Here is a 17,130-nt window from a genome sequence, read left to right as displayed (position 1 = left end):
CGGGGGCGATCCCGGCGGAGCTGGCGCCGATCCTGGAGCGGCTGTCGCTGGACGCGGCGGAGTGGCTAGCGTCGGTGCAGGGCTACGAGCGCCGCTTCCGCCGGGTGGTGGGCTGCGCCGGCCGCCTCGCGGAGCTGGCCCGCGCCGCCGGCCTCAAGTGGTTCCAGGGCGTCGCCGCCTGCCGCAAGCTCTTCCTCCCCGCCCGGACGTAGACCTCGCTCGAAGCCAGGTGATAACCTCCGGGCCGGGTTGCTCTCAAACGGCGAAAGCCCGGCAGCAGTCGGGAGTGGAAAATGGAGATCTCCAGGAACGCTTGATCCGCCGGGAACCCTTTCAGGGAGCGACGCATCCGCTGGTCACTCGGCCCCCCCGTTCCTTGCCCCCGCCCACCCCCCGCAGAAAGCCCACAACAGCGAAGAAAACCACTCTGAAAGGGTTCGGGGCCTGATCAATCCCCAAACTCGACCCATCGCTGCGCGAAGTCCCAAGGGTGAGCCTCCCTGGACCGGCGGCCTGGGATGGGATCAAGGACACTCAATTGAGATCCTTGAGTGAGTGTCCTTGACTCGATCCTGGCGGCGGCCATGGCGGAGGCGGCGCGGGCGCTGGCACGGGCGTCGTGACTGGCCCCGCTGAACGCCGCGGACGGCCGCAAGGGAGTCTTCGCCACGCTGACGGCGGTGGAGTACTACCGGTTGCTGACGCGGTAGAGTGGCTGGCGTCGGTGCAGGGCTATGAGCGCCGCTTCCGCCGGGTGGTGGGCTACGCCGGCCGCCTCGCGGAACTGGCCCGTGCCGCCGGCCTCCGATGGTTCCAGGGCATCGCCACCTGCCGCAGGCTCTTCAGACCTGAGCGAACCTAGCCCCAAAACGTAAGAACTCCTGATCTTGTAAGAACTCCTGAAGCTGTTCTTGCAGCCGAGGGTGCCGACGCCCCGCTGGCGGGTCCTTCTTCCCTTCCCATCGTCCTCGATGATCTGAAGGTATCCAGCTCTGGATACCCTCCTCCTCATCGATCCGGTGAGTGTCCTTCAATTCCACCGCCGAGCATCTCCCGGATAGCGGCCTCGCCGGTCAACCGATCCTCCCTCTTCTTTGCGATCAGTTTCATGACCAGATCAGAGGTCGCCGTCGACAACCCGGCTTTCACTTCGTGGGGCGGGATGGGGTCCCGGTACATGATGGAGAACATGATGGACAGGTTGTCGTCTCCTTGGAAGGGGCGAGTCCCCGTCAACATCTCATAGAGGATGACACCCAGGGAATAGAAATCCGCCTCGGGCCCTACGACCCGCTCCCCTCCCAGCATCTCGGGGGGAAGGTAGGACAAGGTGCCGGCGACGGAACCGGCCTCGGTCAGGGACTTGGAATCCGCGAAACGCGCCAGGCCGAAGTCCAGCAACTTGATCTGCTCTTGCAGAAGACTTTTCGGCGCGCGGCTGTGGCTCAGGGACCCCTGAGAGAAACCGCGGGAAATCATGATGTTCTCGGGCTTGATGTCACGATGGATGACACCCTGGCGATGGATGTCGCACAGCACGTCGAAGAGGAAGGCGAAGAGGGCGACGGCCGCCCGTTCCTCGAAAGGACCGTCGTTCAGCAGGCGACGCAGCGTCATCCCTTCGAGATACTCCATGGAGAAGTACATCCGATCGTTGTGCTCGCCCCGTTCGTAGATCGCCACCACGTTCGGATGCTTGATGCGTTCGCAGATGAGGCCTTCCTGCACGAATCGCTTCCGGGAAGTTTCATCCCCCAAACCCTGGTCGAGGACTTTCAAGGCGACCACTTGCCGGTTGACGATGTTCACGGCCTTGTAGACAACCCCCATGCCCCCCCGGCCCAGCGTTCCCAAGACCCGGAAATGGGCCACATAGGTGGACCGCTTCCAGACGACGTAGGCCCTCCAGAGCCTCCGCCCCCCGAAAAACACCAGGTTGAGGAGCACGGCCAGGCCCACGATGGTTGCGATCCGGAACCAGGTAGTCCGCCAGAAGGGGGGGACGATGTTGACCCGGATCACCACCCCCTGATCATTGGTCACGCCGTCGCTGTTGGTTCCTTTCACCCGGAAGAAGTACTCTCCGCCTTCCAGGTTGGTGTAGGTGGCGACCCGGGAGGTCCCCGCCTCGATGTAGCCGCTGTCGAAGCCCTCCAGCATGTAAGCGTACTGATTCTTCCTGGGATTCGTGTAATCCAGCGCGGCGAACTCGAAGGAAAAGGAGTTCTCCGTGTGGCGGAGGGTGATATTCACGGTTTCGGTGACGTCCTGCGGCAGCCGGGCATCCCGGCCGAACAGTTTGAACCCCGTCAGAACCACGGGCGGCACGTGGGGATTGTCCACGATGGCCTCAGGGCGAAACAGGCTGAACCCGTTGATTCCCCCGAAGAGGAGTTCGCCGCTGCGCAGGCGGCAGTAAGCCCACTGGTTGAACTCACTGCTCTGAAGCCCGTCCATGGCGTCGTAATTCCTGAATTTCCTTGAGAACGGGTCGAAACGGGAAAGCCCGTGATTGGTGCTGAGCCAGAGAAAGCCCTGGGTGTCCTCGCAAATCCCATACACGACGTTGTTGGGCAACCCGTCCTTCATGGTGAAACGCGCAAATGCCCCTGTCGCCCGGTTCATCAGGTAAAGCCCGTTGCGGGTCCCCACCCACAGGTACCCGCGGCTGTCCTCGTAGAGGCAGCGAATCCGGCTGTTCCCAAGTTTACGGAGGTCGGCGGGGTTGACTTCGATCCGGGAGAAAGTCCCCGTCCCCGGGTGGTACTGGTTCAAGCCTCCGTTGGTACCGATCCAGAGCGTTCCCGAACGATCCTCCAGCAGGCAGGAGATGTAGTTGTCACAGAGTTTCCTCGGGTCCCCCGGGTCGGCCTGAAAGGTGGTGAACTTTCCTGTCCGTCGGTCCATGCGGCAGAGTCCGGCGGAGTAGGTTCCCACCCAGAACTGCCCATGCCGATCCTCCAGCAGGCAGAGGATGTCGTTGGAACTGAGGCTTTGCGGGTCCTTCTCCTCGCGAAGATACCGCACAAAATCGCTTTTCCCCGGGTCGAGCCGGTTGAGCCCGTGACTCGTCCCCACCCAGATCACCCCCTCCCGGTCCTGGCAGAGGGATTGGATGTTGCTGTTGCTGAGGCTCCGCGGATTGTTCGGCTCGTGGAAAAAATGGTCGAACCGCTGCGTTGAATCGTCCCACCGGTTGAGACCGTTCTCCGTACCGACCCAGAGACGCCCGGACTGGTCCTCCAGAAACCCGAGGACAAAGGGGTTGCTCAGGGACCCTGGCTCCCAGTCGTGAGAGGGGAAATGTGCGAATCGTTCACGCTTCAGGTCCAGCTTGTTGATTCCGCCGCTGTAGGTCCCCACCCAGAGGACACCGGCGTCGTCTTCGAACAGGATGTTGATGTTGTCCTGGCTGAGACTGTCGGCGATGCGCGCGTCTCGCCGGTACGTGTTCTTGAGGGCGAGGTCCTTTCCCAGGCGGTAGATGCCGGTGGTCGTCCCGATCCAGAGTTCACCGGACCGGCTTCTCATCATCATGTTGACAACGACCGGGGTCGCGGGGCCCGATGAACCAAACAGGCCTTTCAGATCCCGGACCTCCCCTGACCGCGTGTTCAACTCCACCAACCCCAGGTTGGTCCCGATCCATAGGCGATCGCGCCCGTACTGGAAGATCGACCAGACTTCCGAGGGTTTCCTGGACTCCCCAAACACCCTGTTCAGCGGGAAACGCCGTACCTGCCCGGTGCCCCTGTCCAGCCGACAGAGGACCCCCTCGGCTGTGCCGACCCACAGAAAACCGTCCTCCGCCAGCAACATACACCGCAGAAGGTGATCCGGGACCTTGCGGTCGTCCTTCGGGTCGGGGGCAAAGTGAAAGCTTCGGCCTGTTGACGGGTCAAAGGCGAGAATCCCGCCCCGACGGGTGGCCAACCAGAGGATACCCCTCGCATCCCGGCAAATGGACGCGATCCGATTGATCCCCTCGACACCCGGATTCACGCGGGTGAAATCGTACCGGACGAAACGCCCGCTTCGACGATCGTACCGGTTCAGGCCGACGTCGGTCCCGATCCAGAGGTCACCCTGCTGGTCGAGGTGGAGGCAGTACGCCAGGTTATCGCTGATGGAATTCGGGTCGTTGGCATCGTTCCGGAAAACGACGAAACGGTAGCCATCGTAGCGGTTGAGGCCGTCCTGGGTCGCGAACCAGAGAAAGCCGCGCCGGTCCTGGCAGATCCCGTTGACGACGCTCTGCGAGAGGCCGTCCTCGAGAGAGAGGTGCTCGAAGCCACTTCGTGGGGCCTGCAACCGAAGGGGAAAGGCGGTTCCCGCCCAAAGCCCCCCCCAGAGCAGGAAGAACAGGACGCAGGGCAAGGATGTTCCCCCCCCCGGGGTTCGACCGCCAGAAGACCACGGCCGCCCGAGGAGCCAACCCCGTGCATGCCGGCGGCCCGGATAACCGGCAGCAATACCAGAGATCGAACCGCCCTCCCCCACCCTCCAGGCCAAGCGTCTTCGATAGTTCATCGGGACTCCTTCTGATCGCCCTGCACTCACAGGTCGCATTGTATACTTATCCAGGCTCATTCGGCCGACCTCTCCCGAACGGGCCCAGGACAGCCCCTGAAGCCGAAGATTTGAGGACACTCACTCGTCGGATTCGATTGGGTGTCCTCTTCTTTCTCACGCTCACCGGCCGGCCGCACGCTGTCTCCCCCCTCCTCGAGGCAAGGGTCAACCCGAAAGGCCGAGGGCTTCTCCGGAGGCCGCTTCCGTCAGGGCGAAGACCACGACCCGGTCATAATCCCGGTACTGGCTGTACATGCCCGGCGCGGGGACGGCAGTGAAGACCCGATGGAAACCCACCTGGTACAGGATCTCGTACAAAGCCGCCAGGGTGGGCACCATGGAGAGGGGGCGCGCCCCCTCGACGTGGGCCTCGTCGGAGCGGACCAGCGCGATCCCGGGGCCGTGCTTCAGCCGGGTGTCGCTGCCCCAAAGGCACTCCAACTCCGGGACGGGCCGGGCCACCTGCGTCTCGACGACGCAGACGCCGCGGGTCAGGACCCGGGCTCTCTCCAGGGCCCAGACGGGGTTGTCCAGGTGATACAGCAGGCCGATGAACAGCGTGAGATCGTAGGGGGCTCCCGTGAAAGCACCCTGTTCGTACAGATTACCCGCCCGAAAGTCGAGGTTCTCCATCCCCGTGATCTGACGGATCTTCTCAGCCCGCTCGATGTGGCCGGGCCGGGGGTCGATGCCGAGGACGCGGCGGGCGCCGCGGACGGCCAACTGGGCGCTCCACCACCCCTCGTGGCAGCCGATGTCGAGGCAGGTCAGCCGCGGCCAGGCCGAGCCCACGACGCAGTCCAGCCAGGGGAACACCAGGTCGGCGCGCACCTGGTGGATCTCGTCGATGAGCGGGTCGGCGGAAACCGTGCTCGCACCGTTCTCGAAGGTGAAACGGTAAAACCACGGAGGCGGCGCCGCGGCCAGGATCTCCTCGGCCGTGTGTTGGGTGGGTAGGCGGCGAACCGATTGATACCGTACATTCATGAGATCATCCTTGGTGTTTTTTCCGTCGGAACGGCAGTCGAGAGCAGTATAGAGGGAATCGGGGCGGTGAAGCAAGGGGGTGAAAAGACCAATCCAAGCGTTCTCTCCCCTGGCTGGATAGAGTGAGTGTCCTGCGGTCATGTGGACAAGGCATCTCTCGCCCACCGGCATGGCGGGCGGGAGGCGAGCCTGAAAAGCGTTGTGTTTGCCGGAAAAAATGCTATAATCCGCGGTCTGGCCGGACCCACAAACCACACGCCAGGAAAGGGGTTTTCGAGGCCGCCGTCTCCGTGCCGGCCTCGTTTGAAGCATGAAAACGAAACCACGTCCTCAATTGGCCATACTGAGCGAACTCACCCGGAACGACTTCACCGTGCGTTACCTGGGTTCCTACCTGGGGATCTTCTGGGCCTTCATCCACCCGGCGGTGACCCTCACCGTCCTGTGGTTCGTCTTCGAGATCGGGTTCCGGAGCCAGCCGGTCCTTCACGTCCCCTTCTTCCTCTGGCTCATGACGGGGTTGATCCCCTGGTTCTACTTCCAGGAAGCCATCTCGGGCTCCTCCACCACCTTCCTGGACAACCAGCACCTGGTCAAGAAGATGGTCTTCAACGTGAACCTCCTGCCCTTCGTCCGCGCCTGCTCCACCTTCATCATCCACCTGGTGTTCATCGTGATCCTGTTCTTCTGCTACCTCATCATGGGGGTCGCGATCCCCTGGCAGGCCGTCCAACTGCCCTACTACATGGTCGCCATGCTTACCCTGACCGTGGCCTTCGCCCTCATCGTCTCCTCGTTGACCATCTTCGCCCGGGACACCCCGCAGGTCGTCTCCATCGTTCTCCAGATCGGGTTCTGGCTGACCCCGATCTTCTGGCCGCTCCAGATGCTCCCGCCCGGAGTCCGGGACTGGTTCCGCCTCAACCCCTTCCACTACGTCATCGAAGGTTATCGCAACTGCCTGATCCACCGGGAGTGGTTCTGGGAAGCCCCGATGCAGCTCCTGTATTTCTGGGGGTTCACGGGGCTCCTCCTGCTGGCGGGAGTGACCATTTTCCGCCGTCTCAAACCCCATTTCGGAGATGCAATCTGATGGCCCGCCGCCGCCCGAAAACGACCACGGCCCGCCCCGAGGCGCCCACAGCGGAACCTGCCAGCGGGAGCGAGCCGGTATCCCCGCCCGAAGCCACGGCTTTCCGGTTCCCGCCCGTCTCACCGGCTGCGCCGCCCCCGCCGGGGGAGGCCCGCGTCCTCCGGTTCACCCGGCACTTCCTGGAGTTCGGCCCGGTCCCCGCGGAGGCTTCCGAGGGGATCATCGTCCGCCGGGATGGGATTCCCGGCCCGCTCCGGCCCCCGGTCCTCTGCAGCCGCGGTCTCGACGGCGGGCGCACCGCGTGGAACTGGTTCACCGAGCCGCTCCGGGAAGGACAGTCGATCGAAGTGACCGACGTCCGCGGGAATCCCCTGACCGAGCCCCTCGTGTTCCGGGCGTCCGAGGAGCCGCCGTTTCCGGTGGCCTTGTTCTCCTTCCCCGACTGGGCCATCGACCGGGTGACGGTTCAGGCCGGTTTTGTCCGGATCTGGGGATGGATCCTTCCCCCCTCCGGCTGCCGGTTCCTCTCCGTGCGACTCAACGGGAGACTGATGGCCATGCGCCAACTGGAGTCCCGCCCGGATGTCGAGGCGGTCTTCCGAACCCTGGGCGACCACGGCCGGGCCTTCCCCTTCGAGGCCTGGAGCGAATCCCCCGTGACCGGTGCAAAGACGTTCCGTTTCCAGCTGCACGGGGAGGGGATTGCGGAACACGCTCCCCTCTCGGACTACTGGTACCCCGCAGAGGACGACGGAATCCCGCTCCCCGACGCCGACCGCCGGGAGCGGGTGATGGCGGACCGCGACGCCTCCCAGTTCCTCCTGCGCGGGATGACCCTTCACCGGAAACTGTCGTTTCTTCTGGAAGCCCTGCTCCCGGGCCGGAGCGTCGTCCCGGCGGTCCTGGACTGGGGCTGCGGGTGCGGCAACATCGCCCGTTACCTCTCCACCCGGGAGGACGTCGCCTTTTTCGGCACGGACATCGACCCGGACAACATTTATTGGTGCCAGTCCCACCTCCCCCGGGGGACCTACCAGATCAGCCCCCTTCTGCCGCCGCTCCCTTACCCCGACCGGGCCTTCGACTTCATCGTGGGGATCTCGGTGGTCACCCACCTGGACGAAACCTGCCAAGAGGCCTGGCTCCGCGAGTTGTCACGGCTCTTGAAACCGGGCGGGTTCGTGGTCCTTTCCGTCCAGGGGCTGCAGGCCATGGCCAAGATCGATCCGGGCCAGGACGTTTACCGACTCTGGAAGGAAAAGGGGTTTTTCTTCATCCCCCAACCCCACGAGATCGGCCGGATCATCGGCGACGAGAGCTACTACGGCACGGCCTACCACAACCTCCACTACATCCTGGACTCCTGGTCAGATCACTTCCAGGTTTGCGCCTACCTTCCCGCGGGACACGGGCACCAGGACCTGGTGGTGTTGCGCAGCCGGGAAGCGGCCCCGCAGCCGCTCCCCCTGCTCTCCTGGGGGCCCGAAGCCGTGCGCGAGGGGTTCGCCGGACCGGGGGCCCGTGCTGACGGCATGTCCCCCGGCGCCTCTGCCGCCGTCTCGGTCCCCGGCGCGGGCGCCCCGGCATTTCCCTTCGTGGTTCCCACACCGGAAACACCCCGCCCGGCGGAGGAAGCGGCCCAACTCCCCCCCCAACCGGCCCCGGCAACGGGGGAGGAAGTTTCTGCAACCCCGGTCATCCGGATCGAGGGGCTGACCAAGACCTACCGGCTCTACGCCCGGAAGCTCGACCGGCTGAAGGAAGCCCTGCACCCCGGTAAAAAAGTTTACCACCACGAGTTCAACGCGTTGCGGGATGTCTCCCTCCGTGTCCCCGCAGGGCGCACCCTCGGCATCATCGGGAAGAACGGCTCGGGGAAGTCGACCCTCCTCAAGATCGTCTCGGGAGTGCTGACCCCCACCCGCGGGCGAGTGGAGGTTGACGGGACCCTCTCGGCGCTGCTCGAACTGGGGGCCGGCTTCAACCCCGAGCTCACGGGGCGGGAGAACGTCCTTTTCCTGGGCTCGCTCACGGGCCGCACCCGCCGCGAGATGCAGGAACTCTGGCCGGAGATCGAAGCCTTTGCCGACATCGGCGAATTCGTGGACCAGCCGGTGAAGACCTACTCCAGCGGCATGTTCGTCCGGCTCGCTTTCGCGGCCGCCGTGCACGTGGAACCGGACGTCCTCATCGTGGATGAGGCCTTGGCCGTCGGAGACATCCGCTTCCAGCAGAAGTGCTTCCGCCGGATGCGGGAGTTCCGGGAGAGCGGGAGGACGATCCTGCTCGTCACCCACGACCTGGGCGCGGTCCGCAGCCTCTGCGACGAGGCCGCCTGGCTCAGGGACGGACAGCTTCAAATGCTGGACACCCCGGACCGGGTCATCCGGGAGTACACGGCCTACATGCACTACGACAGCGACACCGCCCCTCCCGCAGCAGCCGGTTCCCCGGGCCTGCGCCCCACCGGCGCCGCACTCCCCTGGGTCGACCTTTCCGCCTGCTCCTTCTTCGGCGAGGGGGGCGCCCGCATCACCCACGTGATGTTCCGCGAGGAGGACTCCGGGCGCCCGCTCCAGACCCTCCAGGGGGGCAAGCCGGTGGTCTTTTCCATGAACGTCCTCGTCCTGAAGGACCTGGAGTGCCCCATCGCCGGCTTCCTGCTCAACGACCGGACCGGGAACCACATCCTGGGGATGAACACCGCGGTGCTGGGCGGCGAGAGCCTCCCCCGGTTCGCCAAGGGTGACCGGGTCCGGATCGACTTCTGCTTCCGGTTCCCCTTCCTCACCAACGGTGATTACACCTTTTCCGTGGCGGTCGCCGACGGGACCCTCATGAACCACGTCCAGCACCACTGGGTGCACGACGCTTTCGTGATCCGGGTGGCCGGGACCGACCCCGCGGCGACGCTCGGCTATTACCTCCTCGTCGAGAATGCGTGCTTTCACGTGAAAAAGGAGTCGGATTGAAATCCCGGCCGGTACTTTCCGGGGAGCGTTACCACCCTTCCATGATCGGCCAGATCGCCGTGGAACACTGGCACCGGTATCTGGCCCTGGAGGGGATCTGCACGGACCGCGTGGTGCTCGATGCCGCCTGCGGTGACGGTTACGGCGCCTTTCGCCTGGCGCGGATCGCCCGGCGGGTGATCGGCGTCGATAATCACAGCGAAACGATCCGGTGCGCCCGAAAGGCTTACCGGCACGGCAAACTGGTTTTCGTCCAGGCGGACATCTCCCGGCTCCCCTTCGGGAAGGAACGGTTCGACGTGGTCGTCTCCCTGGAGACGCTCGAGCACCTCCCGGGGCCTTCCCAAACGGCATTCCTGGTCGAGGTCCGGAGGGTCCTCAAGCCGGAAGGCGTGCTCGTGATCTCCACACCGGAACGGGAGCTTTACAACCAGACGAGGGGAACGCCCAATCCTTTCCATCTCCTGGAGCTCGATGGAGGCGAATTCTACGGGTTCCTCTCCCGGCACTTCCGTCACGTGGCCGCCTGGAACCAGATCGCGCGCTTCAGCAGCCGGATCTGGCGGCAGGAGGAGGACGCGAAGGTCACCCGGCTGATCCGGGGCAAGGACGGGCTTTGCCGGCCGGAGGACGACCCGGGTCCACTGCCGGGCGAGTACCTGCTGGCGGTTTGCTCGGATGCATCACCGCCGCCCCTGACCGCCGGGTGGGCCCTGGATGTCGACAACCAGAGCCGGATCGAGCTCGAAGATTGCCGGGAGCAGATTCTCGTCTCGCGCGAGGCCTGCACGGCCCTGGAGGCGGAGATCCGGCGCTCCCGGGAAAACCAGCGGATCCTCAAGGACGAGCGGGCCGTATTGAAGAAGGAGCTCAAGGACGCTCTGTCCCAGATCCGAACGTCCCGCCGGGCGATCGTTCTCCTGGAGGAGGAGATCCGGCTCTCCCGCGAGAACCAGCGCATCCTCAGGGAAGAAGAGGGCACCCTCGGGCGGGACCTCCGGGATGCCCTAGCCCAGGTGGAGGCTTCCCGCGAGGCCGCCGCCCTCCTCGAGGACCAGATCCGGCGAGCCCGCGACAACCAGGATATCCTCAAGCGCGAGAAAGCCGCTCTCCGGAAGGACCTCGTCGACGCCCTCGCCCAGGTCGAGGCGTCCCGCAGGGCATCCACCCTCCTGGAAGACCAGAATCGGCAGGCTCGCGAGAACCAGGGAATCCTCCAGGACGAGAACGCCCTCCTCCGAAAGGACCTCGAGGGTTCCCTGGCCCAGCTCGACGCGGCCCGCGAAGCGGCCGCCCTCCTCGAGGACCAGGTCCGGAAGGCCCGCGAAAACCAGGCGATCCTCCAGGACGACAACGCCGCGCTCCGGAAAGGCCTTGAAGACGCCCTCGCCCAGGTCGGGGCTTCCCGAAAAGCGGCGGCCCTGCTGGAAGACCAGGTTCGGAAATCCCGCAGCAACCAGAAACTCCTCAAGGGGGAAAACGCCACTCTCCGCCGGGGTTTCGACGATGCCCTGGCCCAGCTCGAAACGGCCCGCGAGGCGGCCACCCTCCTCGAGGAACAGGTCCGCCGGGCCCGTGAAAGCCAGGAGACCCTCCAGGGCGACAACACGGCTCTCCGAAAGGGCCTCGGCGACGCCCTGGCTCAGCTCGAAACGGCCCGCGAGGCGGCCGCCCTTCTCGAGGGCCAAGTCCGCCGGGCCCGCGAGAGCCAGGAGACCCTCCAGGGCGAAAACACCGCCCTCCGGGAGGGCCTCGGCGACGCCCAGGCCCAGCTCGAAACCGCCCGCGAGGCGGCCGCCCTTCTCGAGGGCCAGGTCCGCCGGGCCCGCGAAAGCCAGGAAATCCTCGAGTTCGAGAACACCGATCTCCGAAAAGGCCTCGCCGATGCCCAGGCTCAGCTCGAAACCGCCCGCGAGGCGGCCGCCCTCCTCGAGGGCCAGGTCCGCCAGGCCCGCGACAGCCAACTCACCCTCCAGGGCGAAAACGCATCCCTCCGGGGAGGCCTCGGCGACGCCCACGCCCAGCTCGAAACCGCCCGCGAGGCGGCCACCCTTCTCGAGGGCCAGGTCCGCCGGGCCCGCGAGAGCCAGGAGACCCTCCAGGGCGAAAACACCGCGCTCCGGAAGGGTCTCGGCGATGCGCTAGCTCAGCTCGAGAGGGCCCGCGAGGCGGTCGCTCTCCTCGAGGGCCAGGTCCGCCAGGCCCGCGAAAGCCAGGAAATTCTCGAGCACGAGAACACCGATCTCCGAAAAGGCCTCGGCGACGCCCAGGCCCAGCTCGAAACGGCCCGCGAGGCGGCCGCTCTCCTCGAGGGCCAGGTCCGCCAGGCCCGCGAAAGCCAGGAAATTCTCGAGCACGAGAACACCGATCTCCGAAAAGGCCTCGGCGACGCCCAGGCCCAGCTCGAAAAGGCCCGCGAGGCGGCCGCCCTCCTCGAGGACCAGGTCCGCCGGGCCCGCGAGAGCCAGGAGACCCTCCAGGGCGAAAACGCCGCCCTCCGGGAGGGCCTCGGCGATGCGCTAGCTCAGCTCGAGAGGGCCCGCGAGGCGGTCGCTCTCCTCGAGGGCCAGGTCCGCCAGGCCCGCGAAAGCCAGGAAATCCTCGAGCACGAGAACACCGATCTCCGAAAAGGCCTCGGCGACGCCCAGGCCCAGCTCGAAAAGGCCCGCGAGGCGGCCGCCCTCCTCGAGGGCGAGGTCCGCCGGGCCCGCGAAAGCCAGGAAATCCTCGAGCACGAGAACACCGATCTTCGGAAAGGCTTTGCCGACGCCCAGGCCCAACTCGAGAAGGCCCGCGAGAGCCAGGAGACCCTCCAGGGTGACAACGCCGCGCTCCGGGAGGGCCTCGGCGACGCCCAGGCCCAGCTCGAAAACGCCCGCGAGGCGGCCGCCCTCCTGGAGGGCGAGGTCCGCCGGGCCCGCGAGGCGGCCACCTTCCTCGAGGACCAGGTCCGCCAGGCCCGCGACAGCCAGGTGATCCTCGAGCACGACAACGCCGCGCTCCGGGAGGGCCTCAGCGACGCCCTGTCCCAGGTCGAAACGGCCCGGGAATCCATCCGGCTGCTGGAGGACGAGATCCGTCGGGCGAGGGAGAACGAGGCGCTCCGGGACGCGGAGACCCGCGCGTTGCAGGTCGAGCTCGGCGGTCGCCTCGACGAGATCGAGACGGCCCGGGCGACCATCACGGGCTTCGAGGAGGAGATCCGTCTGGCGAGGGTCAACCACGGCATCCAGGAGAAGGCCGCGGATGACCTCCGGACACGCCTCCAGCTCGCCGAAGCGGAGATCCGGCGGTTGAAAGGCACATCCCCGCATTCAAACGGAAACGGCTCATGAAAAAAGACGCCCAGTTCAACCTCGAGACGCCCACGGAGTGGACCTGCGCGGTCGGAGACATGGTTCGCGTTTCCGGCTGGTGTTTTTCCCCCACCCGCCGGCTGGCGGAGATGAGCGTGCTCGTCGGCAAGGACGAATTCGCCGCCCAGGTCCGGATGCATCGTCCCGACGTGCAGGCCTACTTCCAGAACCAGCCGAATTCCCTGGAGAGCGGTTTCGCCTGCCCGGTGACGGTCCGTCGAAAGGGGAAGTGGGCGCTGCGGCTCCGGCTCGGCTTCGAGGACGGGTCAACGGAACTGCTGGACCCTGAAAAGGTCCTGGAGGTCTCGGACCTGCCCTTGTCCGGAAAAATCCGCAACTACCGCCGGATTTCCGGGATGGTGGTGGAGAAGAGCGTCAACTGGGTCCGGGCCCGGAAACGACTTCCCCGCCCCCGGGAGATCCCCGAACTCGTGAAGATGCTCCGGCACGCCTTCGCCGTCCAGAAGGTGAAGGGGACCGAAACGGTGCCGCCGGGGTTCGAGATCCCCCGGCCCCGCGACCCCTACGCGTGCTGGGTCGAGAACAACCGCTGCAACGGGCGCCGCCGCGAGGAGATCCGCCACCGGATGGACCGGTTGGGCCAAAGGCCGCTGATTTCCGTGCTGATGCCGGTCTTCAACGCCTCCCCGGCCCACCTGGAGGAGGCGGTGAGTTCCGTGCTCGGCCAGGTCTACGACCACTGGGAACTCTGCATCGCCGACGACGCCAGCACCAACCGGAAACTGCAGCGCTTTCTCCGCCGGCTCCCCGAGCGCGACCCGCGGATCCGACTGGAGTTCCGGCCCGTCAACGGCAACATCAGCGAGGCCACCAACTCGGCGGCGGCCCTGGCGAAGGGGGAATACCTGCTGTTCCTCGACCAGGACGACCTCCTCGAGCCGGACGCCCTGGCCGAAGCGGTGATCTACCTGGACGATCACCCCGAAACGGACCTGCTCTATTCCGACGACGACAAGGCCGGAGCCGGCGGGGTGCGCCTGGCGCCCCAGTTCAAGCCCGACTGGTCACCGGAACTTCTCCTTTCCTACATGTACTTCAGCCATTTCTTTCTGGTTCGGGCTTCCCTCTTTCGCGAAACGGGGGGGTTCCGCAGCGCCTTCGACGGCTCCCAGGACTACGACTTCGCCCTCCGGGCCTCGGAGCGGGCACGCCACGTCGGTCACGTCCCCCGGGTGCTCTATCACTGGCGGATCTGCGCCGGTTCCACCGCCGCGTCCGGCGCCGCCAAGCCCGCCAGCTTCGAGGCCGGTCGCAAAGCGGTCCAGGAAGCGCTGGACCGGCGGGGCATGGAAGCCGAGGCGTACCAACCCGCCTGGGCGAAGAAGTGCGGCGTCGGGATTTTCCGGCACCGCTTCGAACTCTCCCGCCCCCCCTCGGTCGCCATCCTCATCCCGACCCGGAACATGGTCAAATACCTGCGGCGGTGCGTCGATTCCATCCTGGCGAAGACCCTCTACCCCAACTACCGGGTGATCATCGTCGACAACGAGAGCGACGACGAGAAGACCCTCGCCTACTTCCGGGAGATCACCGCCCCCGGGAGCCGGGTCAGCGTCCGGACGGTCCCGAACCCCGCCGGCGGGTTCAACTTCTCCCACCTGAACAACCGCACGGCGGAAGCCGTGGACGACGACTTCGTGCTCTTTCTCAACAACGACACCGAGGTCCTGCGCGACGACTGGCTCACCCAGATGGTCGGCTACGCGCGGCAGCCCGGCGTGGGCGCCGTCGGGGCCCGGCTCATCTTCCCGGACGGCCGGATTCAGCACGCGGGGATCGTCCACGGCCTGTACGACGGTTTCGCCGGCCCCGCCTTCAAACTCCTCCCGGCCTCCGACCACGGCTACCTCTCATACACCCAGGTCTCCCGGAACTACCTGGCGGTGACCGCCGCCTGCATGCTCACCCCGCGGAAGCTCTTCCTCGAGATGGGCGGTTTCGACGAGACGCGGCTGGGCGTGGCCTACAACGACGTGGACTACTGCTACCGCCTGGTGGACGCCGGGTACCGCTGCGTCTACGTGCCGGAGGCCGAGCTTCGGCACCACGAGGGGGCGTCCCGCGGTTCGGGCGACCACCCCGCCGAGGAGGCTTACTTCCGGAGCAAGTACGCCGGCCGGCAGGACCAATACTACAACCCCAACCTCTCCCTGGGCGACGAGCGCTTCCAGGTCCGGAGCCGGTGCGCCGTGCTGCGTCCGCCCCCGCGCCCGATCCGCGCCTTCATGTGCGGTTTCAACCTGAACCTGGAGGGCGCCCCCTTCAGCCAGTACGAGGTCACCGCCGCCCTGAAGGAACAGGGGGTTCTCGACCCCGTGGTCTTCTCCCCCGAGGACGGCCCCCTTCGCGAGTACTACGAGCGGGTCGGGGTCGAGGTGATCGTGGACCGCCACCCGCTCGCGGACATCTACACCCTTCCCGAGTACCGCGAGGCGATCCGCGGGTTTGCGAAGCTCATCCGGAGCCGCGGGGCCGAACTGGTCTACGGCAACACCATGCAGACGTTCTACGCCATGGCGGCCGCCCGCGACGCCGCGCTGCCGGCCGTCTGGAACATCCGGGAGAGCGAACCCTGGCAGACCTACTTCAACCACTTCGGCCCGGACATCAACCTCGAGGCCCTGGGCTGCTTCCCCTACCCCTACCGGGTGGTGTTCGTGGCCCACGCCACCCGGCAGCGGTACGAGCCCCTCAACACCCGCCACAACTTCGCCGTGATCCACAACGCGCTGAAGAACGACCGGTTGGCGGAGCAGGCCGCGCGCGCGTGCCGGGAGACCCAGCGGGCCGAACTCGGCATCGCGCCCGACGAGACGGCGATCCTGCTCCTGGGGACGGTCTGCCGCCGCAAGGGCCAGCACGACCTGGTTCGGGCCCTGGAGGCCATCGACGGGGATCTTCTGCCGAAACTCAAGATGGTAGTGGTGGGGGACCGCGACAACGACTACGCGAAGGAACTGCACGCCCTGGCGGAGGCCCTGCCGCCGGAGCGCCGCGAGCGGTTCCTTCTCGTCCGGGAGACCGAGGACGTGGCGCCCCACTACCAGGCCGCCGACCTCTTCGTCTGCACCTCCCGGCTGGAAAGCTACCCGCGGGTGATCATGGAAGCCATGTTCTTCGGGCTCCCCATCGTGACCACCCCGGTCTTCGGCATCACGGAGCAGGTGCGCGAGGGCGTCAACGCCCTGTACTACCCGCCCGAGAACATCCCGGGCCTGACGGGCGCCCTGGAGCGACTCCTGCGCGACCCGGCGCTCCGGGAGTCCATGGGACGGGCCTCCCGTGAACTCTACGCCATCTTCCCCGATTTCCCCGAGGTGGTGGACGCCTACGCCCGGGTCTTCCGGGAAGCCTATTTCTCGCCGGAACAGGAGGCCTGATGAACCGAATCCCGGAACCCATGCTGCGGTACCGCAACCTCGTTGCCGACCAGTTTCTTCGGGGCGAGGGGATCGAGATCGGCGCCCTCGACTCGCCCCTGCAGACCCGCAAGCGGGAAACCGAGGTGCGCTACCTGGACTACCAGGACAACGCGGCCCTGCGCGCCACCTACCCCGAGATCGACCCGAAGTCCGTCGTCCGGGTGGACCTCGTGGACGATGGGGAGACCATGGCCACCGTCCCGGACGAGAGCGTCGATTTCATCGTGGCCAACCACTTTCTGGAACACTGCATGGACCCCACGGGAACCCTCCGGACCCACCTCCGGAAAATCCGGGAAAAGGGTGTCCTGTTCTACTCCGTCCCGGACAAGCGGTCCTGTTTCGACGTCAACCGCCCCCCCACCCCGCTCCGCCACCTCCTGGCGGACGCCCTGGACGGGGGGCGCGGCACCAGGGTCGAGCACTACGCGGAGTGGGAGCGCCTGGTCAACCGGACCCCCGAGGACCAGATCGACCAGAGAGTCGAGGAGCTGATCCGGATCGACTACAAGATCCATTTCCACGTCTTCGAGATGGAGAATTTCCGGGTCTGGGTCGATTCCCTCTGCCAGTACTGGCTCCACGCGGACCTCGAGAACCTCTCGCGCAACCACACCGAACTCCTGCTGGTTCTCCGGAAGCTCCCGGCTCCCGGTGCCTCCCCGTGTTCCCGGCCGGGCGAACCGCCCTGCCGGCCGCAGCGCTGA

Annotated in this window: 9 protein-coding genes; 7 read left to right on the top strand and 2 right to left on the bottom strand. The window is 66.2% G+C overall.

What is annotated here, in order from left to right; translation table 11 throughout:
* Positions 1-212 (top strand): transposase (locus KA419_06805; GenBank protein ID MBP7865643.1); only part of this gene is annotated, 212 nt, incomplete at its 5' end.
* A gap of 512 nt (positions 213-724) precedes the next feature.
* Positions 725-862, top strand: coding sequence for a hypothetical protein (locus tag KA419_06800; protein MBP7865642.1), 138 nt, complete (start codon positions 725-727; stop codon positions 860-862).
* A gap of 146 nt (positions 863-1,008) precedes the next feature.
* Here the strand turns inward: KA419_06800 and KA419_06795 are convergent, their stop codons facing one another.
* Positions 1,009-4,377, bottom strand: coding sequence for a protein kinase (locus tag KA419_06795; protein ID MBP7865641.1), 3,369 nt, complete (start codon positions 4,375-4,377; stop codon positions 1,009-1,011).
* A 360-nt stretch (positions 4,378-4,737) separates the two neighbouring features.
* Positions 4,738-5,559 (bottom strand): methyltransferase domain-containing protein, encoded by an 822-nt coding sequence (locus KA419_06790; protein MBP7865640.1) that lies wholly within the window; start codon positions 5,557-5,559, stop codon positions 4,738-4,740.
* Positions 5,560-5,893: 334 nt separating this feature from the next.
* Between KA419_06790 and KA419_06785 the strand changes: the two genes are divergently transcribed.
* The 5 genes from KA419_06785 to KA419_06765 are packed head-to-tail and all read left to right on the top strand — an operon-like array spanning position 5,894 to position 17,130.
* On the top strand, positions 5,894-6,652 hold the full coding sequence (locus tag KA419_06785) for an ABC transporter permease (GenBank protein ID MBP7865639.1): 759 nt from the start codon (positions 5,894-5,896) through the stop codon (positions 6,650-6,652).
* Positions 6,652-9,624 (top strand): Wzt carbohydrate-binding domain-containing protein, encoded by a 2,973-nt coding sequence (locus KA419_06780; GenBank protein ID MBP7865638.1) that lies wholly within the window; start codon positions 6,652-6,654, stop codon positions 9,622-9,624. The genes KA419_06785 and KA419_06780 overlap by 1 nt, the downstream gene beginning before the upstream one ends.
* Complete coding sequence (locus KA419_06775) at positions 9,621-12,959, top strand: methyltransferase domain-containing protein (GenBank protein ID MBP7865637.1); 3,339 nt, start codon at positions 9,621-9,623, stop codon at positions 12,957-12,959. Before KA419_06780 ends, KA419_06775 begins: the two co-directional genes overlap by 4 nt.
* Positions 12,956-16,381, top strand: coding sequence for a glycosyltransferase (locus KA419_06770; GenBank protein ID MBP7865636.1), 3,426 nt, complete (start codon positions 12,956-12,958; stop codon positions 16,379-16,381). Before KA419_06775 ends, KA419_06770 begins: the two co-directional genes overlap by 4 nt.
* Entirely contained in the window at positions 16,381-17,130 is a 750-nt protein-coding gene (locus tag KA419_06765) for a methyltransferase domain-containing protein (GenBank protein ID MBP7865635.1), read from the top strand. The genes KA419_06770 and KA419_06765 overlap by 1 nt, the downstream gene beginning before the upstream one ends.

It is taken from the genome of Acidobacteriota bacterium (assembly GCA_018001935.1).
In the GTDB taxonomy this organism is placed as follows: domain Bacteria; phylum Acidobacteriota; class JAAYUB01; order JAAYUB01; family JAAYUB01; genus JAGNHB01.
The sequence above is the reverse complement of the archived record's forward strand: the minus strand, read 5'-3'. Positions and strand labels throughout refer to the sequence as shown.